The following is a 24,165-nucleotide window of genomic DNA, read 5'->3' on the forward strand; positions in this document are numbered from 1 at the left end:
TTGCCGTCTCCAACAACGCCAGCCCTCGGGCTGGCGTTGTTGTTCCAGCCGTCCGAGCCGATGTGAGGGCAAACTTCGCGCCGTTTCAACAGCGCTGGACCTAGCCTGCCATCACAGGGGACTATGCCAAGCACCCATGGGCGCCGGAGGGATCTGCGATGCTGGGAGGCAGCAGGGAGGTGGGCAGTACCGCCGTACCGCATGTCACGCGGGGGTTGACCCTGCGGTTCGTGCTGCTTACGGGCATGGCCGTTGGCCTGGTGGCGCTTTCCGCACTGATCCAGGAGCTGCAGGGCGCGTCCACTGCGTGGATCGTGGGCCAGAGCCATTGGTCGCGCAGCCAGCAGCAGGCCTCTTTCGCCCTGGCGCGTTACATCTCGTCGGGCAATCCGGCCGCGCTGGTCGAGGCGCGTGCGGCGCTGCAGGTACCGCTGGGCGACCTGGATGCGCGCCGCGCGCTGGAGCAGGACGATGTGGATATCGCGCGGGCACGGCGCGGCTTCCTGCAGGGCGGCAACCAGCCGGGCGACATCAACCGGCTGATCCTGTCGTTCCGCTACCTGGGGCGCCTGGGATACTTCCGCGATGCGGTGCACCTGTGGCAACAGACCGACCACGGATTGGCCCAGCTGCAGGCGATGATGGACACCGCCGAAGCGATGCATGCCAACGGCACCGTGGAACCGGCCATCCGCGAGGCATTGCTGGTGCAGGTGCAGGCGCTGGACCGCAGCCTGCAGGCGCAGGCCCGCGCGTTCTCGCTGGCGCTGCTCAATACGGCTTCCATCGTGCGCATGGCCACGCTGATTGTCGGCGGCCTGTCGGTGCTGCTCATCACCCTGGTCGCGGTGCTGCTGTCCCGGCGCGTGCGCAATGACCTGATCGACACCGAAAGCCGCTTCCGCGCCGCGTTCTACCAGGCTACGGTGGGCATGCTCAAGCTGGACCACGCCGGGGGCATCGTCGAGGCCAACCAGGCCATGGCCGACATACTCGGGTATCGCCGCGACGCGCTGCTTGGCATGGAACTGCCGGAACTGCTGGTCGATGGCGAGCTGGTGCTGGACGAGGCCGGCGACATCGACTGGCCGCGCCAGCTGCGCCCGGGCGAACTGCGCTTCCGGCATGCCGACGGCGGTCTGCTGTGGGGACGCTGGAGCGGTACGCTGGTGCGCAGCCCTGGCCGTGACCTGTCCGTGTTCGCGATCATCGAAGACGTATCGCAGAACCACGCACTGGCGCGGGAAGTCGAGCACCACACCAGCCACGACCCGCTCACCGGCCTGATCAACCGGCGCGAGATCGAGCGCCTGCTGGAGCTGGCGCTGCTCGACGTGCGCACCCGCGGCGGTACCCACAGCCTGTGTTACCTGGACCTGGACTATTTCAAGCTGGTCAACGATGGCCTCGGCCACGCGGCCGGCGACCAGCTGCTGCGCGGCTTTGCAGATTACCTGGAGGGCGCGGTACGCGAGGGCGACTGGGTGGGCCGCATGGGCGGCGACGAGTTCGCGATGTTGCTGTCCGACGCCCGCCAGGACGAGGCCAAGCAGGTGCTGCAGCGGATCGCACGCAACCTGGGCCAGGCCGGGTTCCAGCGCGACGATGGGCTGCCGCGGGTCAGCTGCAGTATCGGCGTGGTCGAAATCACCGCCGATGTGGCCGATGTGAACTGGTTGATGAGCGCGGCAGACAGCGCGTGCTACGCGGCCAAGCAGGCCGGGCGCAACCGCGTGCATTGCTTCAATGAGAACCGGATGGCGCTGCAGGAGCGCCTGCTGGAAGCAGAGCGGTTGGCGCATGTGTCCAGCGCGATCGCCGAGAACCGCATGCTGCTGTACGCCCAGCGCATTGAACAGGTCGGTGATCCGGGGTTCCTGCATTACGAAGTGCTGGTACGCATGCGCGGCACCGATGGCCAGCTGCGGGGGCCGGGCGATTTCATGCCCGCGCTGGAGCGCTATGGCATGGGCATGGCGCTGGACCGGCACGTGCTGGGGCTGCTGTTCCGCCACCTGCAGCTGTGCCCGGCGCATGTGCAGCGGCTGGGCCTGTGCAACGTGAACGTGTCGGCTCAATCGATCGCCGAGCCGAGCTTCCTGGCCTTCGTCTGCGACCTGCTGGAGCGCAACCGCGGGCTGGCGCGCAAGCTGTGTTTCGAGATCACCGAGACCGCGGCGATCAGCAACCTGGAGCAGGCGCGCAGCTTTGTCGAAGGGGTCAAGGCGCGCGGCTGCCGGGTGGCGCTGGACGACTTCGGAGCGGGGCTCTCTTCGTTCGGCTACCTCCGCCAGCTGCCGGCGGACATGCTGAAGATCGATGGGGTGTTCGTGCGTGACATGGATATCGACCCGGTCAGCCGGGCGACGGTCCGCGCCATCACTGAAATCGGCCGCGAGCTGCACATGAGTGTGACCGCCGAATGGGTGGAGTCCGAAGAGATCGCCGCGCAGCTGCGGGCTCTGGGGGTCGAGGGCCTGCAGGGTTATGCCATCGAACGCCCGATGCCGCTGGAAAAGCTCACCCAGCCCTCGTTGTGGCGGGAGACGCAGATGCAGTCAGGCCGGCTTTCCTGAACTCTCACGTGCACCGGCGCCCCTTCTTGCGATAATCGGCACGGGGACGCCATGCGGTGTGCGTGGCGGTGCAGGGCGACAGGGTGATGGTGTGAGACGCAGTGACAGCGCGAGGCGGAGGATGAGCAGGGCCAGGGCCAGGGCCTGGCTGGCCGGGCTGGTTTGCCTGCTGCTGTCGGCCACGGCGCTGGCCGGCGCGGCCCAGGTAGGGCGGGACGTGCTGCTGCTGGGCGCCGCTACCGACCAGCAGGCTCCGCAACGTCCCTGCTCGCCCGAGGTGCTGGCGCACCACCAGGACATCCTTTCGATTCCGGCGCCTGCTGACGGCTGGTCGGGCGCCCCGCAGGCGGTGGATGTGTTCGGGGTGTTGACCGGCGAAGTGCGCATCAGCCAGGGCGACCGCCAGATCTGCGGCAGCATGCACGATGCCCGGACCCGCGATTCGCGCTTCCGCGCCGGGGTCGGCATGGTGGTGGTGCCCAAAGCCGGCGAGCGCGAACCGATCGTGGTGTCGTGGGCCGCGCCGCTCAAGCCGCGCTGGATTCCCACCGTGCGTCTGGGCGCGCCCAGCCCGGTACAGCAGAACGACACCGCGCGGCTGCTGGTGCGGGCGGCCTGCATCGCGGTGGCGATCGCGTTGGCGCTGTCGGCGCTGATGGGGTTCGTGACCGCCCGCGACCGCACCTTTCTGTACTACGTGGCGATCTGCGCGGTGTTCGTGCTGTGGCAGGCGGTGCTGGGAGGGCTGAGCGGTTACCCGGAGCCCTGGTTGCCGGTGCACGACCGGGCCTCATGGTGGCTGGTGGCGCTGAGCGCATTTGCGCTGGCGCTGCTGCTGCCGATCCTGTGGCGGCTCAACGGCGGCGCCCGGTTGTGGCCGGATTCGGGCACCGGGCAGCGTGCGGTATTGTGGGGCCTGGTGCTGGCTGGTCTGTGCGTGCCGTGGATGGGCATGGCCGGGTTGGCGTGGATGGCGGCGCTGCTGGAGGCGGTATTCGTGTTCGGCTGCGTGGTCTGCCTGGGCGTAGGCGTGTGGTCGCTGGTGCGGCGCGATGGCTATGCCGCGGCAGGCCTGTTCGCGCTGGTGCCGTGGTGGATCCTGATCATCGCCGATGCGCTGCACGCGCATTGGCTGATCGCGTACCGGATCGAGGCGCTGCAGCTGTCGGCGACCTGGTTCCTGATGATGGCCGCCTATGCGCTCAACCTGCGCCTGGGCCGGCTGCGGCAGCAGCGCGACGAGATGCGCCAGCTGGCCGACACCGATGCGTTGACCGGGCTGCCCAACCGCCGCCATGGCCTGCGCCTTCTGGCCCGCCACCTGGAACGAGCCGGCGCGGAACAGCAGCCGTTGGCCATCGGCTTTCTGGACATCGATCTGTTCAAGGACATCAACGACCGGTTTGGTCACGAGGTTGGCGACCAGGTGCTGGTGGCGGTGGCGCGTGGGCTGCGCGGGGCGGTGCGGGCACAGGACGACGTGATCCGCATGGGGGGCGAGGAATTCCTGCTGCTGTTGCCCGGGGCGGGCCACGGCGCGGCGTTGGCCAGGCTCGAAAGCGTGCGCCGGCAGATTCCGGCAGTGACCGTGCCGCTGGGCATCGGCGGGCTGGCGGTGACCGTCAGCATCGGGCTGGCGGTGCTGCGCCCGGGCCGCGATGACCTGGCCGGGCTGCTGCGACGCGCCGACCACGCGATGTACCGGGCCAAGCGCGCGGGGCGGGACCAGGTCTGCGACGGGGAGCGGCCGTTGCCGGCTGATGATCCGCTGATCGCCTGATCCCGCGCGGCACGGGGTTTTGCCGGATAATGGCGCGATGACAACCCGACTCAACAAGTTCATTGCCGAAACCGGCTTCTGTTCCCGGCGTGAAGCCGACCGCCTGATCGGCGAGCGCCGCGTCACCGTCAACGGCCATCCGGCCGGCACCGGTGCGGTGGTCGGCGAGGGCGATGCGGTGCTGGTCGACGGCCAGCCGCTGCGCGCGCGCGAGGCCAGGAAGGCTGGTGGCCGCCGCCATGTGTACATCGCGCTGAACAAGCCGGTGGGCATCACCTGCACCACTGAAAGCGCGGTGAAGGGCAACATCGTCGATTTCGTGGGCCACGAGCAGCGCATCTTCCCGGTCGGCCGCCTGGACAAGGATTCGGAAGGCCTGATCCTGATGACCAGCAACGGCAACATCGTCAACCAGATCCTGCGCGCGGAGAACAACCACCAGAAGGAATACCTGGTGGCGGTGAACAAGCCGGTGACCGACGAGTTCCTGCGCGGCATGGCACGCGGCGTGCGCATCCACAATGAGACCACGCTTCCGTGCCGGGCCTCACGGATCGCAAAGTTCGGCTTCCGGATCGTGCTGCAGCAGGGCCTCAACCGGCAGATCCGCCTGATGGCGGCGGCGTTTGATTATCGCGTGACCCAGCTGCGCCGGGTGCGCATCGACAACGTCAAACTCGGGGCGCTCAAGCCCGGCCAGTGGCGCAACCTGACCGATGCGGAGTTGAAGGGGCTGTTGCCGCAACAGCAGGACTGGTAGGTCCTGCACCCGTGGGTAACCCTTTGTTCGCTACACTGGACCCAGCTCCCGGATTTCGACCCGCTCGATGATCAAACCCGAGAAGCCCGCCAACGAAGCCGTTCGCCTGGCGGCACTGTATCGATACCGCATCCTGGATTCGGAGAAGGAACAGTCCTTCGAGGATCTGGTGACGATCGCCAAGGCGGTGTGTGGCGCCTCCATGGCGGCGGTTACGCTGATAGATGCCGAACGCCAATGGTTCAAATCGATCCAGGGAACGCAGGCGCAGGAGCTGCCGCGTTCGGAGTCGATGTGTGGCCACGCGATCCTGCAGCCGGAACAGGTGATGGTGATCGAGGACGCGCAACGCGACGAACGCTTCCACGACAACCCGATCGTGACCGGCGACCCCAAGGTACGCTTCTATGCGGGGGCGCCCCTTGTGAGTACGGAGGGATTGCCGCTGGGCACGCTGTGCGTCTTTGATCCGCAGCCGCACCGGCTGGATGCGCTGCAGACCGAGGCGCTGGCGGCGTTGTCGCGGCAGGTGATGGTGGTGATGGAGCTGCGCCGTTTCGCGCTGGACATCCAGTCCCACATGGTGGAGCGCGCCGATTACGAACGGTTGCTGGGCGAGTACCACGATGTGCTGCTGGCGCAGAACGCGGACCTGGCCGAGCAGAGTCGGACCGATGTGCTGACGGGGCTGCCGAACCGGCGGGCGATGGCGGTGGCATTGGATGCGTCGGTGCTGGACGCGGACGGGCAGCCACGGCAGACGGCGGTGGCGCTGGTGGATATCGACCATTTCAAACACATCAACGATTTCAACGGGCACGCGACAGGCGACCGGGTGCTGGCGGAATTGGGCGTGCTGCTCAGGGCGCAGTTCGCGGGCCGAGGGCTGGCGGCGCGCTACGGCGGGGAGGAGTTCGTGGTGCTGATGCCGGATACGGACCTGCGCACGGCGGAGTTGCAGTGCGATTTCCTGCGGATGGCCGTTTCCGACCTGCCGCTGGGGTTTCCGGTGACGGTCAGTATCGGGGTCGCGGCGCATCGTTCAGGTGACACTGTTGATCAGACCTTGGAGCGGGCGGATGCGGCCTTGTACCGGGCAAAGGGTAATGGGCGGAATCGGGTTGAGTTGGCGCCCTGAGTTTTAGAGCCTTGGGCTGCGGGCTTCCTCGGTTTGGCTGGCGGGTGTGCCAGCAAAAAGCATGACGATTGAATGGGTCAATTGCGTCATCAATCGCAATATCTGCGACCTATCGCTGCCATCCTGCACGGCCGTTTTTCCGCGGATTCCGTCCATGCTGCAGACCCTCGCCATTTCCAACTACCGTTCACTGCACGATCTGGTCGTGCCGATGGGATCGCTGAACCTGGTCACCGGTGACAACGGCAGTGGCAAATCCAGCTTGTACCGCGCGCTGCGGTTGCTGGCCGATACGGCGCGGGGTGGGGTGACGCCGTCGCTGGCGCGGGAGGGCGGGTTCCAGTCGGCGCTGTGGGCCGGGCCGGAGACGCTGGACCGGCGGATGCTGTCAGGGGAAGTGCCGGTGCAGGGCGGGCCGCGCCAGAAGTCAGTGGCGCTGCGACTGGGGTTTGCGGCGGACGATTTCGGGTATGCGATCGATCTGGGCTACCCGGTGGCCGATCCGCATTCGATGTTCAACCTGGATCCACAGATCAAGTGCGAGAGCATCTGGGCCGGGCCGTTCCTGCGCAGCAGCAATGTGCTGGTGGAGCGGCGCGGGGCGATGGTGCGGCGGCGCAGTGGGCGCAGTTGGGAGCTGCTGGAATCGAACCTGTCGGTGCACGAGAGCCTGTTCACGCAGGTGGCCGATCCGCAGCGGATGCCCGAGGTGCTGCGCCTGCGCGAGACGCTGCGCAGCTGGCGCTTCTATGATCATTTCCGCAGTGATCGGGATGCGCCGGCGCGACAGGCGAGCCTGGCCACGCGGACGCCGGTCTTGAGCCACGATGGGCATGACCTGGCGGCGGCGTGGCGCACGATCGTGGAAATCGGCGATCCGGACGCCCTGGCGGCTGCGCTGGACGATGCGTTCCCGGGCGCGCGGGTCTTCATCGAGCCTAACGAGGATCAGCTGAGCCTGAAGTTCCAGCAGCCGGGACTGCTGCGGCCGCTGGGCGCGGCGGAGCTGTCCGATGGCACGTTGCGCTATCTGCTGTTGATCGCGGCGCTGCATACGCCGCGTCCGCCACCGTTGATGGTGCTCAACGAACCGGAAACCAGCCTGCATCCGGACCTGTTGCCGGCCCTGGGGCGGTTGATCATCGGCGCGGCGGCGCGCAGCCAGGTGTGGGTGGTGTCGCATGCCAGCCGGTTGATCGCCGCGTTGCGCGAAGCCCCGCAGTGCAATCCGATCGCGTTGGAAAAGCAGATGAGCCGTACCACGCTGGTCGGCCAAGGGGTGCTGGACGTGCCTGCCTGGTACTGGCCCACCCGCTGACCTGCACCCGGTTCAATCGGCGATGTTGCGGGCCTCGGACGTGCCCAGGATTTCCGGATGCTGCACCTTCTTCCAGCGGTTCAACAGCGGGTGCAGGAACACCGCGCCGACGATGATCGCCACGCCGGCATAGAACAGCGGGGTAAGTTCACGCTGTTCACTGAGCAGCACCACGGCCAGCAGGATCGCGTAGACCGGTTCGAGGTTGGTGACCAGCTGCACGGTATAGGCGCTGAGGTGGCGCAGCGCGACCAGCGCCAAGGCGAACGGCAGCAGGGTGCACACCCCGGCAAGGGCCAGCAGCAGCATGCCGTCGCGCAGGCTGGGAACCACCCAGAGCGGGCTGGCCAGTGCGGGCAGCAGGAACGGCAGCAGGGGCGCGAGCAGGGTGAGGGTGACGGTGCCGGCGCCCAGTTCCACCGCCGTTACGGTGAGCGGGTCGGCGTGGCTGACCAGGCGCTTGTTGAGCGAGCCGAAGATGGCGACCAGCAAGGCGGACATGGCGCCGACCAGCACCCCCAGGCGCATGCCATCCGGTACGCCGCCGACCACCATGCCGACGCCGGGCAGCACGGCGATGCCAAAGGCCAGTTCGCGCAGCTGGAACGGGCGCTTGGCCACCCACGGTTCAATGACGGCGGTGAACACCGGGGCCAGCGCGATGCAGGTGGCGGCCACCGAAGCGTTGGCGAGCTTCACTGCGCCGTAGAAGGTGAGCCAGTGCAGGGCCACCAGCGCGCCCACCCCGCAGTAGCCGGCGAACAGGGCGGGCGAGAGCTGGCGCAGCCCGCGCCAGACGCGCGGCAGCAGGGCCAGCATGGCCACCACCAGCAGCATGCGCCACCACACCAGCGGCAGCGCGGGGAGGCTGATGAGCTTGCCGAGGATGGCGGTAACGCCCCACAGCAGAACGCAGAAGTGGATTTGCAGCAGGGCTCTGCGGGTATCGGTCATCGGCATCCGCATATTGTGGGGCAACAGGCATGCGCACGGCCACGCCCAGGTGGCGCTACGCGCCCACCTGCTTGAGCTGTCTGCGCAGCGCTACTGCGGCGCCGGGGTTTCGGTGCTTGGCGGCGCCGATGAACAGCACATACACCTCACGGGGGCCGCTTGGCTCAGGTTCGGCGGCGACGTGCGGCAGGTCGGGGTTGTCCTCGCCGCGTGCCCAACGCATGGCGCGCAGGCACCATTGTTCCAGCGTGCGCTCGGGGTAGCCGGCGCGCAGGTTGGCGCGCGACTGCATCAACCGGGCGTAGATGAAGCTGGCGGTGGGGTCGGCAAAGCTGGGGTAGTCCGGCGAGCCGCTGAACACCAGGGCGGCACCGTGTGCGCGCGCCACCGCGATCAGCTCGGGCGTCCACGCGGCGGCATTGCGCACCTCCAGTGCGTGCTGCAACGCCCGCCCGCCAACCCTGCGCGGCAACGCTTCCAGGAACCGATCAAATTCCTGCGCACCGGCCGGATGCTTTTCGCCGAACTGCCATACCAGCGGGCCCAGCCGGTCCTCCAGCGCGCTGATGCCCTGGATGAAGCCATCGGCGCGCGCTCCCGCGGCGGCCAGATCGTGGCTCTGGGTCACGGTGCGCGGCGCCTTGGCCGAAAAGCGGAACCCGGGTGGGGTCTGTTCGCGCCATTGCGCGTACACCGCCGGCTTCTGCGCCCGGTAGAACGTGCTGTTGATCTCGATGCAGCCCAGCTGCCGGCTGGCATGGGCCAGCTCCTCGCGCTGCGGCAGCCCGGCCGGGTAAAAGGTGCCGCCACGCCAGGCAGGAAACACCCAGCCACCGATGCCGGTGAAGATCGGGCCGGGGGGTGCGGGCTTCAAAGCGCGTTCTCGCGCCAGGGATCGTAGCTGCCGAACCACCATATATGGCCTTCGGGATCGCGGCACGCATAACCGCGGCCGCCATACTCCTGGTCGGCGATGTCGATGGCCAGCAGCGCGCCATTGGCAAGCGCCTGCGCGTAATGGGCGTCGGGGTCGGTGACGATCACGCAGGCACTCTGGGTTTCGCGGTCGCCGATGTCGGCCGGCTGCGCGGTCATTGCTTCCCACTCACCGCCGGTGCCCACCGATCCGATCATGATCATCCCGGTCCCGTACACCAGCTGGGCGTGGTACACGATGTCGCCTTCCGCGTAGACCGCCTGCGCGTGGAAGCCGAACGCACGCTCCAGCCAGGCGATCGCCGCGCGGGCATCGCGGTAGCGCAGGCAGGGAATGACGGTGGAACCGGTCTGGGCGGGCGCGGTCATGCGGGTACTCCGGGGGTGGGCGGCTTCTGGCACAGGCGAGCCTGCAACCGGCCGCGTTACCATCGCGCGAAACCTGGCGTAACCGGCCCGTTGGTGGCCTCCACGCCCCTGCAACACGCAACCGGAGACACTGATTGAACACATCCTGGATCGGAGGCCTTGTGCTGCTGGCATGCGCACCCTTGGCGTCGGCAGCGGTGCCGGCCGAACTGCAGCGGCTCGATGCCACGGTGGAACGCGTGCGCAGCCAGTTCGACATTCCCGGCATCGCGGTGGCGGTGGTCAAGGATGGGCAGATCGTCTTCGAGCGCGGTTACGGCGTACGCGAGCTGGGCAAGCCGGCACCGGTCGAGGCCGACACCCTGTTTGCCATCGCTTCCAACACCAAGGCGTTCACGGCGACCTCGCTGAACCTGCTGGCCGAGCAGGGCAGGCTGAAGATGGACGACCGGGTAATCGACCACCTGCCATCGTTCCGTATGTCCGATCCGTACGTGACCGGCGAAATGCGCATCCGCGACCTGCTCTCGCACCGCAGTGGGCTAAGCCTGGGCGCGGGCGACCTGCTGTTCTGGCCGACCACTACCTACAGCAACGCCGAGGTGGTGCAGCGGCTGGGCAAGGTGCCGCTGAAGGCCGGCTTCCGCGACCGTTACGCCTACGACAACATCCTCTATGCGGTGGCGCAGCAGGTGATCGAACAGGTTTCCGGGCAGTCGTACGCGGACTTCCTGCAGCAGCACATCTTCACCCCGGTGGGGATGGCCGGCACCCGCTTCAATGCCGACCACCTGAAGCCGGGCGACAAGGCCGCCACCGGGCATGCCAAGTTCGATTTCACCGACCTGCGCACGGTGGCCCCGCTGACCTGGTCCAACAACGCCGGTGCCGGCGGGGTGTATTCCAGCGTGCACGACATGGCGCGCTGGATGAACGTGCAGCTGTCCCAGGGCAGGCTTGAAGATGGCACTGCGCTGTTCAGCGCCAAGAGCCAGCAGGCGATGTGGCAGATGATCACCCCGCAGGTGGTGCCCGAACCGAGCGTACCGGCCCTGGCTGCCGCGCGCCCGAACTTCGCCGGCTACGGCGAGGGTTGGAGCCTGAGCGACTACCGGGGGCAGAAGCTGGTGTGGCACACCGGCGGCTGGCCGGGCATGGTGTCGCGGGTGACCTTGGTACCGGAGCAGAAGCTGGGCATCGTGGTGCTGACCAACCAGGAAGTGGGCGCGGCCTTCAACGCGGTCACCATGGAGGTGCTGGACGCTTACCTCAAGGCGCCGGCCACCGACTGGGTGGCGGCGTATGCCGCTGCGGTGGCCAAGGCACAGGACAAGGCCGATGAGGGCTGGGCCGCGCACCAGGCGGCACGCGATCCGAAATCCACCCCGTCGCTGCCGCTTGCCCGCTACGCCGGCACCTACCGCGACCCGTGGTATGGCGAGGTGTTCGTCGAGCAGCGTGGCAGCAGGCTGCGCCTGCGTTTCGGCAGGACCGCGCAGCTGGTGGGCAGCATGGAGCACTGGCAGCACGATACGTTCATCGTGCGCTGGGACGACCGTTCGCTCAACGCCGATGCGTTCGTGAACTTCAGCCTGGATCCGGACGGCAAGGTGCGCGAGGTACGCATGCAGGCGGTATCGTCGCTGACCGACTTCAGTTTCGACTTCCAGGACCTGGTGCTGACCCCGGTGGATGCCGACAAGGCGAAATAAGCACTGCGTGAAAACAAACGGCAGGCCGCGGTGGGATAATCGCGGCCTGCCTGTTTTCCGGGAAATGGAATGTTCCGCTGGTTCGAGTCGCTGATTCCCGTCTTTCCGCCGATCGACGCGCGCATGCCGCCGCGCCGCGTGCTGCCGTTCTACATCCACTACCTGCGTCCGGTGTGGCCGGTGCTGCTGGCCACGCTGATCGCCGGGCTGCTGCTGGCGCTGGTGGAAGTGGCCATGTTCGATTTCCTCGGCCGCATTGTCGACATGGTCAGCGAACAGCCCGACGCCGGCTTCTTCGCCCGGCATGCCGATACGCTGTTGTGGATGGCGGCCATCACGCTGGTCGCGCGGCCGGTGCTGGTGGGCCTGCACAACCTGCTGGTCAACCAGGCCATCGTACCGGGGCTGAGCAACCGCTCGCGCTGGCTGATGCACAACTACGTGGTGCGCCAGAGCCTGTCGTTCTTCCAGAACGATTTCGCCGGCAGCATGGCCAACCGGGTCATGCAGACCGGTACGTCGCTGCGCGAGTCGGCGGTGCAGATGGTGGATTCGCTGTGGTACATCGTGGTGTACACCGGCACGGCGCTGTACCTGTTCGCGCAGGCGGACTGGCGGCTGATGATCCCGCTGGTGCTGTGGTTGGCAGCCTATGTTGTGATCATGGTGTACTTCGTGCCGCGCGCGAAGGAGCGTGCGTGGATCGCGTCCGAGGCGCGTTCCAAGGCCATGGGCCGGATCGTCGACGGTTACACCAACATTCCCACGCTGAAGCTGTTCGCCCACGGCGGACGGGAGCAGGCCTATGTCGCCGAGGCGATCGAGGAACTGGCGGTCAAGCACCGCCGGCAGACCCGGATCACCACTGGCATGGACCTGACCATCGCGATCGTCAACGGCTTCCTGATCGCGGGTACCTGCGGGTTGGCGCTGTGGCTGTGGAGCCACGGCAACATCACGGTGGGTGCGATCACGCTGGCAACGGGGCTGGTGATCCGCATCCACAACATGTCCGGCTGGATCATGTGGACGATCAACGGCATCTTCGAGGACATCGGCACGGTACAGGACGGCATCACCACCATTTCGCAGCCGCTGAGCGTGCAGGACCGCGCGGATGCGGTGCCGCTGGTGGTGCGCGAGGGCGGGGTCCAGTTCGATGACATCCACTTCCATTACGGCAAGCAGGGCGGGGTGATTGCCGGGCTGGACCTGATGGTGAAGCCGGGCGAAAAGATCGGCCTGGTCGGGCCATCGGGCGCAGGCAAATCCACGCTGGTGAACGTGCTGCTGCGGCTGTACGACCTGGAAAGCGGCCACATCCGCATTGACGGCCAGGACATCGCCGAGGTTACCCAGGAAAGCCTGCGCCGGCAGATCGGCGTGGTCACCCAGGACACCTCGCTGCTGCACCGCTCGATCCGCGACAACCTGCTGTACGGGCGGCCGGACGCCACCGAGGAACAACTGCGTGCGGCAGTGGCCAAGGCGCGCGCGGCGGCCTTCATCTACACCCTGCGCGATGGCGAAGGGCGGCAGGGTTATGATGCGCACGTGGGCGAGCGCGGGGTGAAGCTGTCCGGCGGTCAGCGTCAGCGCATCGCGATCGCGCGGGTGCTGCTGAAGGACGCGCCGATCCTGGTGCTGGACGAGGCCACGTCGGCGCTGGATTCGGAAGTGGAAGCGGCGATCCAGGACAACCTGGACGAGCTGATGGCGGGCAAGACGGTGATCGCCATCGCGCACCGCCTGTCCACCATCGCGCGCATGGACCGGCTGGTGGTGATGGACCAGGGCCGCATCGTGGAGACCGGCACGCATGCCGAGCTGGTCGCAGCAGGCGGCCTGTACGCGCGTTTGTGGGCGCGCCAGACGGGTGGGTTCGTGGCGGCGGATGCTGGGTAACGGCAACTGCAACGGCAACGGCAACGGCAACGGCAGCGTTTCAGTTCTTCCGTGTGGGACGGTCGACGGGCAGCCCCCTACGGGACACGCCGTGAATCCATCCATGGAGGCTTGTCAAAAACATCCATGTTTTTGACAGTCCCTACGGGGGCTGCCCGCCGACCGTCCCCGAAAGAGGGCCGCGCGCGGAGAGACAGAGCAGCGACGCATGGCGTCGCTCTACGAAGGTAGAGTCGGTTCCCAAACGACTGCCGTGAACATATCAACGCCCGGTAACGCATGAAAACAATCAACACCGCGTAGAGCGACGCCCTGCGTCGCTGCCTTCCGATCCGCCCACGCGATGCATGAGGGGAGGCCGGCGGGTGACCCCTGTAGGGACTGTCAAAAACATGGATGTTCTTGCCAAGCCTACAAGGACGTATTTACGGCGTGTCCCGTAAGGGGTCACCCGCCGGCCTCCCCAACACGTAACACCAGAAGCGCAAACGGCCCGGTAATCACCGGGCCGCCCGCTTTTCAACAGTAACGCACCATCACTCGATCGGCTGGTCCAGCATCAGCTGCCGGGCGAAGCGCACCGGCGGGGCGCCGTAGGACAGCATCTGGTCGTGGTAGGCCTTCAGGTTGAACTTGTCGCCCTGCTTTTCCTGGACCGCCTTGCGCGTGTCGAAGTGTTCCTGCGCGCCGACGAAGTAGGTCGGCAGCTGCGCCGAGGTCAGCTGCGCGCGCACCCACTTGCCCGATGCCTCGCTTTCCTGCTGGAACGCATCGTGGGTCATCAGCTGCATCGCCTGCTCGCGCGTCCAGTTGTCCACGTGCACGCCCTGGTCCAGGATCGCGTTGGAGATCGTGCGCAGGTAGAACTTCAGCTGCACCAGGTGGAACAGCGGATCGTTGTCCAGGTAACCCTGCTCCTGCATCATGCGCTCGGTGTACACCGCCCAGCCTTCGGCGAACAGGCCCGAACGCAGCACCGCGCGCAGCGTGGACGGGAACTTGCCCGAATGCCAGCCTTCCAGGTAGTGGCCCGGCGTGCCTTCGTGGATGCTCAGCAGGTGGATCATGCGGCTGTTGTATTCGCGCAGGAACGAATCGACCTGCTTGTCGGTCCAGTCGTCCGGAATCGGCGACACCGCGTAGAAGGTCTTCAGGTTCTTGTCCAGCGGGCCCGGCGAATCGCAGTAGGCCACGGCCACGCCGCGCTGGAATTCGGGCATCAGGATGATGTCCACCGGCGCGTCGGGCAGGGTCATCAGGTCATGCGTGCGCACGAACTCGGTGGACTGCGCCAGCGCCGCCTTGGCATCGTCGACCACCTTGTCGCGCGCCGGCTTGTCGGCGTAGGCCAGCTCCAGCGCCGCTTCGATCGCGGCCTGCTGCTGCTCGTCGCTCGGGTTGGCCGGCAGCGCCGGGGCACCCGGCTTGCCGTTCAGCACCGTCTGCGCGATGCCGTACATGTCCTGGCGCACGCGCTTGAGTTCGGCGCGGGCACGTTCGCCGATCTCGGCGCGCGACAACGACGAGTTCAGCGCGAACTTCAGCTTCTGGTCGTACAGCTCGGCACCGATGCGGAAATCGCCCTTGGCGTTCGGCACCAGCGTCTTGTCCAGCCACGCCTGCTGTTCGTCCACCGCCTTCTTCAGGCCGTCGATCGCGGCCTGCAGGCGCTTGCCGTCCTCGGCCGGCAGTTCGCCGATGTGCGGAGTGATGAAGGTATCGACGATGCTGAGGATGCCCTTGTTCTGCTTGGACACCGTTTCGGCGTGGATCTTCGGCACGCGGGCCGGGTCCAGGTTTTCGCGGGCCTGGGCGAAGATCTGCGGCAGCTTCTCCATCCGTGCGGTGGCCGACTTCAGGCGCTCGGGCAGCGGCGCGAATTCACGCGCCATCAGCCCGTACAGCGCACTGCCGGCAGTGCTGTTGTAGATCTGCGGGTCCCACTTGGACGCCTGCAGCACTTCGGCGTTCCAGATCTCGGACTGCAGCTGGTTGCGCAGGATGGCCGCGTCGACCTGGTTTTCGCGCGAGAGCTTGCTCACTTCAACCTTGTCCAGCTCGCCGAGCAGCCCCTTGTAGGCGGTCAGCATCTTCTGCTGACCGGCTGCGCTCAGGTCGTCGATCTCGCTGTCGTAGCGGTGATCGCCGATCTGGGTGGCGCTGATCGGCGACAACTGCATCCAGGTGTCCAGGGCGCGCTTGGACAGGTCGGCGAAGGCCGCGTCCACGGCCGCATCGGCGGCGGGGGCGGTTGCCGCGGTACCGGCCGGGGCGGTGGGGGCGTCGGCCTGCTGGCAGCCGCCAAGGGCGGCGATCAGGGCGAGGGCAAGAAGATGCTGGCGCATCGGCGATCCTGTGCTGTGGACAATCGCCGAGCATAGGCGCTGCCGCCGGGCGTGCGCCCGTGCCATTGGATTACCATGGCCCTTTCCTGCGGGGAGGTGTGCCATGCAGTACGAAGGAAGCTGCCATTGCGGGCAGATCGCATTCGTGGTCCAGGCCGATGCGCCCATCACCGGGGTCGTGGACTGCAACTGTTCGCTGTGCCGGCGGCGCGGTGGCCTGCTGTGGTTCGGGCCGCGCGCGGCGCTGACCCTGAACACGGACCCTGCGCAGCTGGCCACCTACCAGTTCAACAAGCACCATCTGCAGCATCATTACTGCCGTGCGTGCGGCATCGCGCCGTTCAGCGAGGGCGTGGACCCGCGCAGCGGCCAGGCGATGGTGGCGGTAAACGTGCGCTGCCTGCCCGGGCTGGACCTCGGCGGATTGACGATCAATTTCTACGATGGAGCCAGCGTGTGACGACAGGGACGAGGTGGCGCAGCGGCGCCATGGCAGGGATGCTGGCGCTGGCGCTTGCCGGATGCAGTGGCCAGCAGCACGCGGAAATGGCCGGCGCCGGTGCGGCCGGCGCGGTGGCGTCGCCGGAAGGCGCGGCGCTGGCGTATGAGCATGAGGTGGACATCCAGCTCGATGCCGCGCAGATCGGGCCGCGGGTGAAGCAGATCAGCGAGGCCTGCCAGTCCAGCCGGTTCGGCGACTGCGCCGTGCTGCAGGTGGGCCAGCAGGGCGGCGAGTATCCGTCCGGTTCGATCCGGGTGCGGATCGCACCCAAGGGCGTGGAACCGCTGATCGGGTTGGCGGGGCAGGGCGGCGACGTCGCTTCGCGCAACACCCAGGCCGAAGATCTCGCCCAGCAGGTCGCGGACACCGCGCTGACCAGGGCGCGGCTGCAGAAGGAACACGAACGCCTGCTCGCCTACCAGGATGACAAGGGCATCAAGGTGGCCGACCTGCTGGTCATCACCCAGCGCCTGTCCGAGATCGAGGCAGGGCTGGAGCAGGCCAGCAGGGACGCCGCCAACCAGCGGCGCCGGATCGACACCCAGCTGCTCACGCTGCGCTTCCAGACGCCCGCAGGCCAGCGCAGCCGCAGTGACATCGGCCAGGCGTTCAGCGAATTCGGTGCCACGCTCACCAGCAGCGTGGCCTTCGTGATCCGCGCCGTGGCCGCGCTGCTGCCGGTGACGCTGGTGCTGTGGCTGGTCGGCTGGGTTGCGCTGAAGCTGTGGCGTCGCCGCCGCCGGGCGTCGTCCATGCCGTAACGCGCATGCACCAACGCATGCCTACCGCTGGGTTGTCACGTCAACCCTCGTCGGTTTCGTATTCGACGAACACATCCAGTTCCAGCGCCAGCTCCTGCACGGCATCGCGCACTTTCTGCTCGGTGCTTTCGTTGCCGACCTCGACTTCCAGCTCGTGGATGCCGGGGCCGATATCGTCGGACAGGCCGGCGGAACTGGAATCGTCGTCGTCCATATGCGGCATCAGGTCGTCGGTTTCCTCGACGTGCTCGATGCCTTCAACGCCCAGCAGCAGATCGCTGATGGCGCGTGCGGCATCTTCACTGCCGGTGATCCTGAGTCGCAACATGGCCATGGGGAGGTCTCGCAGGTGAGGGGATTCCACCGTAGCGATCCACCGGGCAAAACCGGGTGAATGTCCCGGCAGCTCCCACCCCGGTAGCTCACGACCGTTGGTCGTGAGACGTCCGGTCGTGAGACGTCCGGTCGTGAGACGTCCAGTCGTGAGACGTCCGGTCGTGAGGCCGGTTCAACAATTCATCCGGCAACGCCGGTACCGGCGTGCGTTCGTCCTGCGCTTCGCGCTTCAGCCAATCCATGAACGCGACCGCCGTCGGGCTGAGCGGCCGGTGCCCGGCGTGCACGATGTAGTACGCATAGCGCGCCTTCAGCGCCGGCCCGGGCAGACGCACCAGTTCATAGCGCTGCAGGTATGGCTGGGCGATGTGCTTGCGCGCCAGCACCGCCCCGATGCCATACACCGCCGCGCGCATGGCATCGGTGCTGTCGCTGAAGATGTGCTGCGCGGTCAGGTCCAGCCCGCGCACGCCGGCAGCCCGAAACCAGTCGCGCCAGCCCTGCGGCGACATGTCGCTGACCAGCGGCAGCGTGGCGATCTGCGCCGGCTCGCGCAGCGCCGACACCCCCGGCAGGGCCGGGGATGCCACCGGGCACAGCTCGTCGTCCATCAGGTGGTGGGCAGCCAGACCTGGCCACTGGCCCAGTCCGTAGCGGATGCCCAGTTCCGGACCGTTCTCGTCGAAGCGCACCAGTTCGCTGCTGGTCTGCAGCTCGATGCGCATGCGCGGATGCAGGCGGGTGAAACGCGTCAGCCGCGGCACCAACCAGCAGTACGACAGCGAGCGCAGCGTAGTGATCCGCAGTGGCACCACATCGGCCTGCGGGTGCAGGTTGCCGGCCACCGCGTTGATGTCGCTCAGGGCGGCGGCGGCGGCGTCGGCCAGCTGGCGGCCCTCGGCGGTCAGGCGCACGCCACGGGCGTGGCGCTGGAACAGCACCGTCCCCAGCAGCGATTCCAGCCGCCGCACGTGGTGGCTGACCGCGCTGGCGGTCAGGTGCAGCTCGTCGGCGGCATGGGCGAAATTCTGATGGCGCGCGGCAACCGCGAACACGCCGAGCGCGGGCAGGAGGGCAGGGCGCAGAATCATGGCAAGACCCAAATCATATTTGTGGCTTGCAGGGATACTACGCGCTTGTCGAGGCCGCGCGGCCGGTAGATGCTGCGTGTCTGATCCCTGGAGCCCGCGCCATGTTGCTGCCCGTCCCCGTTGCTGCCGCCTGTTCCTGCCGTGCCGGGGGCCGCCGGTGAGCGGCGCGCCGATGAGTGCGGGGGCGATTGAACGCGACTGGCGCACCCCACTGGAGCTGACCGTGCTGGGCGCGATCTGGGGCTGTTCGTTCCTGTTCATGCGCGTGGCGGTGCCGTCGTTCGGCCCCTATGCGCTGGTGGAAGTAAGGCTGCTGCTGGGCGCGCTGGTGCTGCTGCCGTTCCTCTGGCAGGCACGCGCGCAGTTCCCGGCCCGGCGCTGGTTGTGGCTGGTGCCGATCGGCCTGATCAACTCCGCCATTCCGTTCGTGCTGTTCGCCTGGGCGGCGCAGCGCGCACCGGCCGCGATCGGCGCGATCTGCAATGCGATGACCGTGCTGTTTGCCGCGCTGATCGCGTTCCTGTTCTTCGGCGAGAAGATCGGCATGCGCCGCGCGATCGCGCTGCTGGTCGGCTTCGCTGGCGTGGTGGTGCTGGCTACGGCCAAGGTGTCCGGATTGAGCATTGGCGCGGCGGTGATTGCCGGTTCGCTGGCCGCGCTGCTGTACGGCCTGGGCGTGAACCTGGTCAAGCGCCACATGACCGGGCTGCCGCCTGCGGCGTCGGCCGGCGCCACGCTGGGCAGCGCGGCATTGCTGATGCTGCCGCTGGCGCTGACCCACTGGCCGGATGCCCCGATTCCCGTCGTGGCGTGGGCCTGCGCGATCGCGCTGGGCGTGGTCTGCACCGGCTTTGCGTTCCTGATGTTCTACCGCCTCATCGCGCGTATCGGCCCGGCGCGCGCCTCCACCGTGACCTACCTGGTGCCGATGTTCGGCGCGCTGTTCGCCTGGCTGTTCCTGGGCGAGCCGGTGACCTGGGCGATGGTGGTCGCCGGCGCGCTGATCCTCGGCAGCGTCGCCGCCAGCCAGAAACGGTAAGTAACGCGGCCGTGGCAGAAGGCGGCGTCCCTTACCGCACCGGCACGGGAATGTTGCACAGGTCGATATGTCCTGCGGCGCGCTTGTAGAAGCCATCCACCCGGTTGCGCCGCGCTTCGACCGTATCGGTGAACGTCTTCGAATCGGTACGCAGCACCTGCAGTTTGGGCCGCTCCGCTTCCGGCAGGTCGCTCACCCGCTGGATCGACTGGATCGCGGTGCGCTGTGCCGGGTCCGCATAGAACCCCATCGGCGCTGGTCCGCGCGGCAGCGCGCTGAGCAGCTCCATACCCTTGAGCACCCGGCCGACCACGGTGATGTTGCGGTCCAGCTGGCGCGGCGACTGGCCGGTGACCACATACAGTTCGGCGCCGATGCTGCTGTCTTCTTCGTTGTTGCGGCCCGCGCCGAGCGCGCCGTAGCAGTGGGCCAGCCAGGTCTTGCCCTCCTTCGCATCCTGGCCCACGGCAAAGCCGTCGACAAAGCCGGTGCGGTCGGCCCAGCCATCGCGATCGGGCAGCACGCTCACCTGCAGACCCCTGCTGTCGCGCTGGAACTCGGCCGGCAGCCTGCGCTTGGCGCTGCCCAGCGGCTTGGCCTTGGCCGCGTCATCGGCATCGGCATCGCCGAACTGCACCACGAAGTTGTCCTGCGCGCGGTAGATGCTTTCGCCATCCCAGAAATGCTCATGGGCCAGGGTCTGGATGTTGGCCACGTGCTGCGGCGCGAAGGCGGGCGCCAGCTCGATCAGGACCTCACCGGCATCGAGCTTCATCACCAGCAGGTTGGCCGGATCCGGCGTGCGCCAGTCACTGGCCGGCGATGCCTCCAGGATCTGCTGCGCGCTGCGGTAGGGCGTGGCCGCCATGGCCAGGCCCGGAAGCAGGCAGGAAAGGGCAAGCGCGAGCAGGGCAGGACGGCGTGGCGACATGGTGGTTACCGGGATGGACGAGCCCCGATTCTGCGCGAAGCCCGGCCGCAGCCGCCAGTCCGCCCTGTCTGCGGGCAGCGTGACTAACGGCATGTTCGCTATAGCTGACTTCACACTAGTGTTGACTCCACGCTAGCTGGAGATCGTCATGAGCGACCACGAGGCCCACCTGAAGAAGTTCCAGAAGGAGCTCAGCGCCGGCACGGTTTCACTGGCGCTGCTGGCGGTGCTGGCCCGGACCGGCGAGCCGCTGTACGGCTACCTGATCGCCAAGGAGCTGGAGCGGGTCGGGCAGGGCGTGCTGAGCGGCAAGCAGAGTGCGTTGTACCCGGTGCTGCGCAACCTGGAAGGCGCGGGGCTGCTGGAAAGCCAGATCGAACCATCGGTGGCCGGGCCACCGCGACGTTACTACCGCATCAATGAGCGCGGCCGCGAGGTACTGGAGCAGTGGACCCAGGCCTGGCGTGCCACCCGAGATTCCGTTGATTCCGTGCTGGAAGGGGTACTGCAATGAACGAAGAAAGCATGAGGGGTGGGGGCCTGCCCACCACCATCGGGCAGTACCTGGCGCAGCTGCGCGCGGCGCTGCACGACGCCGATCCGGCGATGGTGCAGGACGCGCTGTACGACGCCGAGGAATACCTGCGCTCGGAGCTGGCTGCCCAGCCCGGCCGCAGCGAAGCCGAGGTGATTGCCGACGTCGCCGGCAGTTATGGTGCGCCGGAGGAAGTGGCCGAGATTTACCGCGAAACCGAAATCACCGTGAACCGCGCGCTGCGCACCCCGAGTGCCAGCGTACGGCCGATCGCCCGGGTGGTGCCGGCGCAGGTGGCGCCGGGTGGGGCAGCGGCAACGACTGCGGCAGCGGGGGGGAGCGAAGCGACGCCAGGTGAGCGTGTTCCGCCGCCGCACCGCTCGGCGCTGGCGCGCTTCTTCGGCGTGGCACTGGAACCGCGCACCTATGGCGCGCTGTTCTACATGCTGCTGTCGCTGGCGACCGGCACGTTCTTCTTCATGTGGGTGATCACTGGCCTGTCGCTCTCGCTCGGGCTGCTGATCCTGATCATCGGCATTCCGCTGACGGTGCTGTTCTTCGGCTCGGTGCGTGGCCTGGCGTTGCTCGAAGGGCGGCTGGTGGAAGTGCTGTTGGGCGAGCGCATGCCGCGCCGGCCGCGTTACGCCGACCGCAGCCGCAGCTGGCTGCAACGGATCGGCGACATGTTCACTGATGGCCGGACCTGGCTGACGATGCTGTACTTCGTATTGATGCTGCCGCTGGGCATCATCTACTTCACCATCGCGGTCACGCTGCTGACGGTGTCGCTGGTCTTCATCTGGGCGCCGGTTGCTTCGATGTTCGCCTTGGGCGCCCCAAGCCTGTACTTCGAAAGCGAGCTGGTGGTGCTGCCGCTGTGGGCGACCCCTGCGCTGGCCGTACTGGGCGTGGTGCTCCTGTTCTGCACGATGCACCTGGCGCGCGTCATCGGGCACCTGCACGGGCAGATGGCCAAGCACCTGCTGGTGCGCCTGTAAGTTACGTAGGTGACGACCAACGGTCGTCACCTACCGGTTGTGCGCGGCGTCAGCCACAACGGTTGTCACCTGCCGGCTGTGCGCAGCCTCAGTCACGACGGCAGGTATCGACCGTTGGTCGATACGGGGTTACCCCGCTTTCTTGCGGATGGGGGTGACGTTGCTGGCGGCCTTGGCTGCTTTCTTCGGCTTCGCCGCCGCCTGCGCGTTGGCGGCGAAGAACTCGCGTACCTTCGGGTACACGGTTTCGCGCCAGCGGCGGCCGCTGAAGATGCCGTAGTGGCCGGCGCCCTCGACGATGAAGTGCTCGCGGCGCGCGGCCGGAATGCCGGTGCACAGTTCCTGCGCTGCTTCCGTCTGGCCCAGGCCGGCGATATCGTCCAGCTCGCCTTCGATGCTCAGCAGCGCGGTGCCGGTGATCGCACCGGGATCCACGAGTTCACCCTGCACGTACCACTCGCCGCGCGGCAGCAGGAATTCCTGGAACACCACGCGGATGGTGTCCAGGTAGTAGCGCGCCGGCATGTCCAGCACCGCGTTGTACTCGTCGTAGAAGCGGCGGTGCGCATCGGCATCTTCCATGTCGCCCTTGACCAGGTCGGCATAGAAATCCCAGTGCGAACTGAAGTGCCGGCTCGGGTTCATCGACAGGAATCCGGCGTGCTGCAGGAAGCCCGGGTACACGCGACGGCCCGCGCCCGGGTACCCCGGCGGCACGGTGTGGATCACGTTGTTCTCGAACCACGACAGCGGGTTCTGGGTAGCCAGGTTGTTCACCGCGGTCGGGCTGCAGCGCGCATCGATCGGGCCGCCCATCATCACCAGCGAACGCGGCGTGGTTTCACCCCGGCTGGCCATCAGCGAAACGGCAGCCAGCACCGGCACGGTCGGCTGGCACACGCTGACCACGTGCAGTTTTTCCGCACCGAGGTGGCGGATGAATTCCTGCACGTAGGCGATGTAATCGTCCAGGCTGAACTCGCCTTCGCTGCCGGGCACCATGCGCGCGTCGACCCAGTCGGTGACATACACGCGGTGGTCGCGCAGCAGGGTGCGCACGGTGTCGCGCAGCAGCGTGGCGTGGTGCCCCGACAGCGGCGCCACCACCAGCACGAACGGCTGGTTGAGCATGGTGTTGAGCTGGTCGGCCTCGTTGCTGTGGCGCTTGAAGCGCAGCAGCTTGCAGAACGGCTTGCTGACTTCTTCGTGCACCACGATCGGCACGCGCTCGCCGTCGACCTCGATTTCGTTGATGCCCCATTCGGGCTTCTCGTAATCCTTGCCGATGCGATGGAACAGCTCGTTCACCGCGGACAGGCGATCGGCACCGGGCATCTGCGACCACCAGTGGCCCTGGTTGGCGAAGAACCTGGCGTTGGCCTGGGCCTGGTGCACCCACGGGGCGAGCAGGTTGCGGGTCAATTCATGCAGCTGATAGAGCATGACGTCCGAATATGTATGGTCTTATGTTGCCGCGCAGCATACCGCACCCGGGTCAGAAACGCCTTAATAGGCGATTTCGTCGCAACCGACCCTGAGATCAGCGGCCGCTGCGTTCCAGGGCGGCGGCGTGGCCCGCCAGTGCCGGCGACAGCCAGCAGTGGGACCCGAGCGCGGTGAAGCCCTCGGCCGTCAGCTGGCGGCGGTACCAGGCCGCCGGGCGGGCCTGGAATCCTTCATGGTCACCCTCGAACTCATCCTCGGCGGTGAACGCCTCCAGGAAGGCTACGCCGCCGGTCAGCTCGGCAAAGCCAGCCAGGGCCGGGCGCAGCTCGCGGGTCGGCACGTAGTGCATCACGTCCGAACAGACCAGCAGGTCCACCGGCGCGCACGGGCGCAGCCAGGCGAAATCGCCGACGCGGGCCGGGTGCAGGTTGCGGCTGCGGCCGTAGCGCTGCACCGCATAGTCGCTGCTGTCGAAGCCCATGTACTGTACGCGCGGGCGCAGCTTGAGCAGCGGCGCGCGCCAGGCACCTTCACCGGCGCCGATGTCCAGCACGCTGCGGATCGGCCGCTCCAGGTAATACTCCGCACTGGCAACCGCCAGCGCGACCTTGCGCGCCAGGCGCGCCGCGCCGCCGGTCTGGTCGGGCTGGTACCAGCGCTGGAAGTAGGCCTGGTCGTAGGTCTTCTGCATGCGGGACAGGGCTCGGTGACGAGGTGCACATGGTAGCCGAGC

At 67.4% G+C, this 24,165-nt stretch carries 20 protein-coding genes and 2 pseudogenes; 13 read left to right on the forward strand and 9 right to left on the reverse strand.

The window, feature by feature from the left end:
• Positions 1–158: 158 nt before the first annotated feature.
• The 5 genes from ACTJI4_RS14815 to ACTJI4_RS14835 all read left to right on the forward strand — a co-directional run bounded on the left by ACTJI4_RS14815 (position 159) and on the right by ACTJI4_RS14835 (position 7,572).
• Positions 159–2,576: a putative bifunctional diguanylate cyclase/phosphodiesterase gene (locus tag ACTJI4_RS14815; protein WP_392915949.1), complete on the forward strand. Its 2,418-nt coding sequence runs from the start codon at positions 159–161 to the stop codon at positions 2,574–2,576.
• 121 nt (positions 2,577–2,697) lie between these two features.
• Positions 2,698–4,356, forward strand: coding sequence for a diguanylate cyclase (locus tag ACTJI4_RS14820; RefSeq protein ID WP_440869798.1), 1,659 nt, complete (start codon positions 2,698–2,700; stop codon positions 4,354–4,356).
• A 37-nt stretch (positions 4,357–4,393) separates the two neighbouring features.
• Positions 4,394–5,116, forward strand: a complete 723-nt coding sequence (locus ACTJI4_RS14825) for a pseudouridine synthase (protein ID WP_392915955.1) — start codon at positions 4,394–4,396, stop codon at positions 5,114–5,116.
• A 67-nt stretch (positions 5,117–5,183) separates the two neighbouring features.
• Complete coding sequence (locus ACTJI4_RS14830; RefSeq protein WP_392915958.1) at positions 5,184–6,254, forward strand: sensor domain-containing diguanylate cyclase; 1,071 nt, start codon at positions 5,184–5,186, stop codon at positions 6,252–6,254.
• A gap of 154 nt (positions 6,255–6,408) precedes the next feature.
• The gene (locus ACTJI4_RS14835) at positions 6,409–7,572 is read left to right on the forward strand and encodes an AAA family ATPase (RefSeq protein ID WP_392915962.1); all 1,164 of its coding nucleotides are present in this window, start codon (positions 6,409–6,411) and stop codon (positions 7,570–7,572) included.
• Between the two features lie 12 nt (positions 7,573–7,584).
• On the opposite strand, the gene ACTJI4_RS14840 is transcribed toward ACTJI4_RS14835, so the two are convergent.
• The 3 genes from ACTJI4_RS14840 to ACTJI4_RS14850 are packed head-to-tail and all read right to left on the reverse strand — an operon-like array spanning position 7,585 to position 9,831.
• Positions 7,585–8,532 carry a DMT family transporter gene (locus tag ACTJI4_RS14840; RefSeq protein WP_392915965.1) on the reverse strand — a complete coding sequence of 316 codons (948 nt, stop codon included), beginning with the start codon at positions 8,530–8,532 and terminating at the stop codon, positions 7,585–7,587.
• Between the two features lie 49 nt (positions 8,533–8,581).
• Positions 8,582–9,442: a DUF72 domain-containing protein gene (locus tag ACTJI4_RS14845; protein ID WP_440869799.1), complete on the reverse strand. Its 861-nt coding sequence runs from the start codon at positions 9,440–9,442 to the stop codon at positions 8,582–8,584.
• Positions 9,397–9,831, reverse strand: a complete 435-nt coding sequence (locus ACTJI4_RS14850; protein WP_440869800.1) for a VOC family protein — start codon at positions 9,829–9,831, stop codon at positions 9,397–9,399. Before ACTJI4_RS14850 ends, ACTJI4_RS14845 begins: the two co-directional genes overlap by 46 nt.
• A gap of 134 nt (positions 9,832–9,965) precedes the next feature.
• On the opposite strand from ACTJI4_RS14850, the gene ACTJI4_RS14855 reads away from it, so the two are divergent.
• Positions 9,966–11,543 (forward strand): serine hydrolase, encoded by a 1,578-nt coding sequence (locus ACTJI4_RS14855; RefSeq protein WP_440869801.1) that lies wholly within the window; start codon positions 9,966–9,968, stop codon positions 11,541–11,543.
• A gap of 69 nt (positions 11,544–11,612) precedes the next feature.
• Positions 11,613–13,448 carry a multidrug efflux ABC transporter SmrA gene (gene smrA / locus ACTJI4_RS14860; RefSeq protein ID WP_440869802.1) on the forward strand — a complete coding sequence of 612 codons (1,836 nt, stop codon included), beginning with the start codon at positions 11,613–11,615 and terminating at the stop codon, positions 13,446–13,448.
• Between the two features lie 536 nt (positions 13,449–13,984).
• On the opposite strand, the gene ACTJI4_RS14865 is transcribed toward smrA, so the two are convergent.
• A complete protein-coding gene (locus ACTJI4_RS14865) occupies positions 13,985–15,793 on the reverse strand; it encodes a DUF885 domain-containing protein (protein ID WP_440869803.1) in 1,809 nt (602 codons plus the stop codon).
• A gap of 103 nt (positions 15,794–15,896) precedes the next feature.
• On the opposite strand from ACTJI4_RS14865, the gene ACTJI4_RS14870 reads away from it, so the two are divergent.
• Both ACTJI4_RS14870 and ACTJI4_RS14875 read left to right on the forward strand, forming a co-directional pair.
• Positions 15,897–16,253 (forward strand): GFA family protein, encoded by a 357-nt coding sequence (locus tag ACTJI4_RS14870; RefSeq protein WP_392915982.1) that lies wholly within the window; start codon positions 15,897–15,899, stop codon positions 16,251–16,253.
• Between the two features lie 38 nt (positions 16,254–16,291).
• Entirely contained in the window at positions 16,292–17,056 is a 765-nt protein-coding gene (locus ACTJI4_RS14875) for a DUF4349 domain-containing protein (protein ID WP_440869870.1), read from the forward strand.
• 40 nt (positions 17,057–17,096) lie between these two features.
• Here the strand turns inward: ACTJI4_RS14875 and ACTJI4_RS14880 are convergent, their stop codons facing one another.
• The gene (locus ACTJI4_RS14880) at positions 17,097–17,390 is read right to left on the reverse strand and encodes a hypothetical protein (RefSeq protein ID WP_440869804.1); all 294 of its coding nucleotides are present in this window, start codon (positions 17,388–17,390) and stop codon (positions 17,097–17,099) included.
• Between the two features lie 88 nt (positions 17,391–17,478).
• The gene (locus ACTJI4_RS14885) at positions 17,479–18,483 is read right to left on the reverse strand and encodes a LysR substrate-binding domain-containing protein (RefSeq protein WP_440869805.1); all 1,005 of its coding nucleotides are present in this window, start codon (positions 18,481–18,483) and stop codon (positions 17,479–17,481) included.
• Between the two features lie 172 nt (positions 18,484–18,655).
• Between ACTJI4_RS14885 and ACTJI4_RS14890 the strand changes: the two genes are divergently transcribed.
• A complete protein-coding gene (locus ACTJI4_RS14890) occupies positions 18,656–19,522 on the forward strand; it encodes a DMT family transporter (RefSeq protein ID WP_440869871.1) in 867 nt (288 codons plus the stop codon).
• Positions 19,523–19,553: 31 nt separating this feature from the next.
• On the opposite strand, the gene ACTJI4_RS14895 is transcribed toward ACTJI4_RS14890, so the two are convergent.
• Entirely contained in the window at positions 19,554–20,453 is a 900-nt protein-coding gene (locus ACTJI4_RS14895) for a peptidylprolyl isomerase (protein WP_392915990.1), read from the reverse strand.
• Between the two features lie 148 nt (positions 20,454–20,601).
• Here ACTJI4_RS14895 and ACTJI4_RS14900 point away from each other — a divergent pair, with 148 nt between their 5' ends.
• From ACTJI4_RS14900 to ACTJI4_RS14910, 3 genes and pseudogenes are all read left to right on the forward strand, one after another.
• Positions 20,602–20,967, forward strand: a complete 366-nt coding sequence (locus ACTJI4_RS14900) for a PadR family transcriptional regulator (protein WP_392915993.1) — start codon at positions 20,602–20,604, stop codon at positions 20,965–20,967.
• 11 nt (positions 20,968–20,978) lie between these two features.
• Positions 20,979–21,179, forward strand: a pseudogene (locus tag ACTJI4_RS14905) (HAAS signaling domain-containing protein); the annotation flags it as partial.
• A gap of 171 nt (positions 21,180–21,350) precedes the next feature.
• Positions 21,351–21,986, forward strand: a pseudogene (locus tag ACTJI4_RS14910) (sensor domain-containing protein); the annotation flags it as partial.
• 129 nt (positions 21,987–22,115) lie between these two features.
• Here ACTJI4_RS14910 and ACTJI4_RS14915 read toward each other — a convergent pair.
• Positions 22,116–23,429 carry a polyhydroxyalkanoate depolymerase gene (locus tag ACTJI4_RS14915; RefSeq protein WP_392915995.1) on the reverse strand — a complete coding sequence of 438 codons (1,314 nt, stop codon included), beginning with the start codon at positions 23,427–23,429 and terminating at the stop codon, positions 22,116–22,118.
• Between the two features lie 97 nt (positions 23,430–23,526).
• Positions 23,527–24,123: a class I SAM-dependent DNA methyltransferase gene (locus ACTJI4_RS14920; RefSeq protein ID WP_068850442.1), complete on the reverse strand. Its 597-nt coding sequence runs from the start codon at positions 24,121–24,123 to the stop codon at positions 23,527–23,529.
• Positions 24,124–24,165: the final 42 nt, after the last annotated feature.

Source organism: Stenotrophomonas sp. 22385, from assembly GCF_052045085.1.
GTDB lineage: Bacteria > Pseudomonadota > Gammaproteobacteria > Xanthomonadales > Xanthomonadaceae > Stenotrophomonas.

Coding starts and splice junctions, on each gene's coding strand:
- ACTJI4_RS14815 (WP_392915949.1), top strand. CDS start 159: ATGCTGGGAGGCAGCAGGGAGGTGGGCAGTACCGCCGTACCGCATGTC.
- ACTJI4_RS14820 (WP_440869798.1), top strand. CDS start 2,698: ATGAGCAGGGCCAGGGCCAGGGCCTGGCTGGCCGGGCTGGTTTGCCTG.
- ACTJI4_RS14825 (WP_392915955.1), top strand. CDS start 4,394: ATGACAACCCGACTCAACAAGTTCATTGCCGAAACCGGCTTCTGTTCC.
- ACTJI4_RS14830 (WP_392915958.1), top strand. CDS start 5,184: ATGATCAAACCCGAGAAGCCCGCCAACGAAGCCGTTCGCCTGGCGGCA.
- ACTJI4_RS14835 (WP_392915962.1), top strand. CDS start 6,409: ATGCTGCAGACCCTCGCCATTTCCAACTACCGTTCACTGCACGATCTG.
- ACTJI4_RS14840 (WP_392915965.1), bottom strand. CDS start 8,532: ATGCCGATGACCGATACCCGCAGAGCCCTGCTGCAAATCCACTTCTGC.
- ACTJI4_RS14845 (WP_440869799.1), bottom strand. CDS start 9,442: ATGGTGGTTCGGCAGCTACGATCCCTGGCGCGAGAACGCGCTTTGAAG.
- ACTJI4_RS14850 (WP_440869800.1), bottom strand. CDS start 9,831: ATGACCGCGCCCGCCCAGACCGGTTCCACCGTCATTCCCTGCCTGCGC.
- smrA (WP_440869802.1), top strand. CDS start 11,613: ATGTTCCGCTGGTTCGAGTCGCTGATTCCCGTCTTTCCGCCGATCGAC.
- ACTJI4_RS14865 (WP_440869803.1), bottom strand. CDS start 15,793: ATGCGCCAGCATCTTCTTGCCCTCGCCCTGATCGCCGCCCTTGGCGGC.
- ACTJI4_RS14870 (WP_392915982.1), top strand. CDS start 15,897: ATGCAGTACGAAGGAAGCTGCCATTGCGGGCAGATCGCATTCGTGGTC.
- ACTJI4_RS14875 (WP_440869870.1), top strand. CDS start 16,292: ATGCTGGCGCTGGCGCTTGCCGGATGCAGTGGCCAGCAGCACGCGGAA.
- ACTJI4_RS14880 (WP_440869804.1), bottom strand. CDS start 17,390: ATGGCCATGTTGCGACTCAGGATCACCGGCAGTGAAGATGCCGCACGC.
- ACTJI4_RS14885 (WP_440869805.1), bottom strand. CDS start 18,483: ATGATTCTGCGCCCTGCCCTCCTGCCCGCGCTCGGCGTGTTCGCGGTT.
- ACTJI4_RS14890 (WP_440869871.1), top strand. CDS start 18,656: ATGAGTGCGGGGGCGATTGAACGCGACTGGCGCACCCCACTGGAGCTG.
- ACTJI4_RS14895 (WP_392915990.1), bottom strand. CDS start 20,453: ATGTCGCCACGCCGTCCTGCCCTGCTCGCGCTTGCCCTTTCCTGCCTG.
- ACTJI4_RS14900 (WP_392915993.1), top strand. CDS start 20,602: ATGAGCGACCACGAGGCCCACCTGAAGAAGTTCCAGAAGGAGCTCAGC.
- ACTJI4_RS14915 (WP_392915995.1), bottom strand. CDS start 23,429: ATGCTCTATCAGCTGCATGAATTGACCCGCAACCTGCTCGCCCCGTGG.
- ACTJI4_RS14920 (WP_068850442.1), bottom strand. CDS start 24,123: ATGCAGAAGACCTACGACCAGGCCTACTTCCAGCGCTGGTACCAGCCC.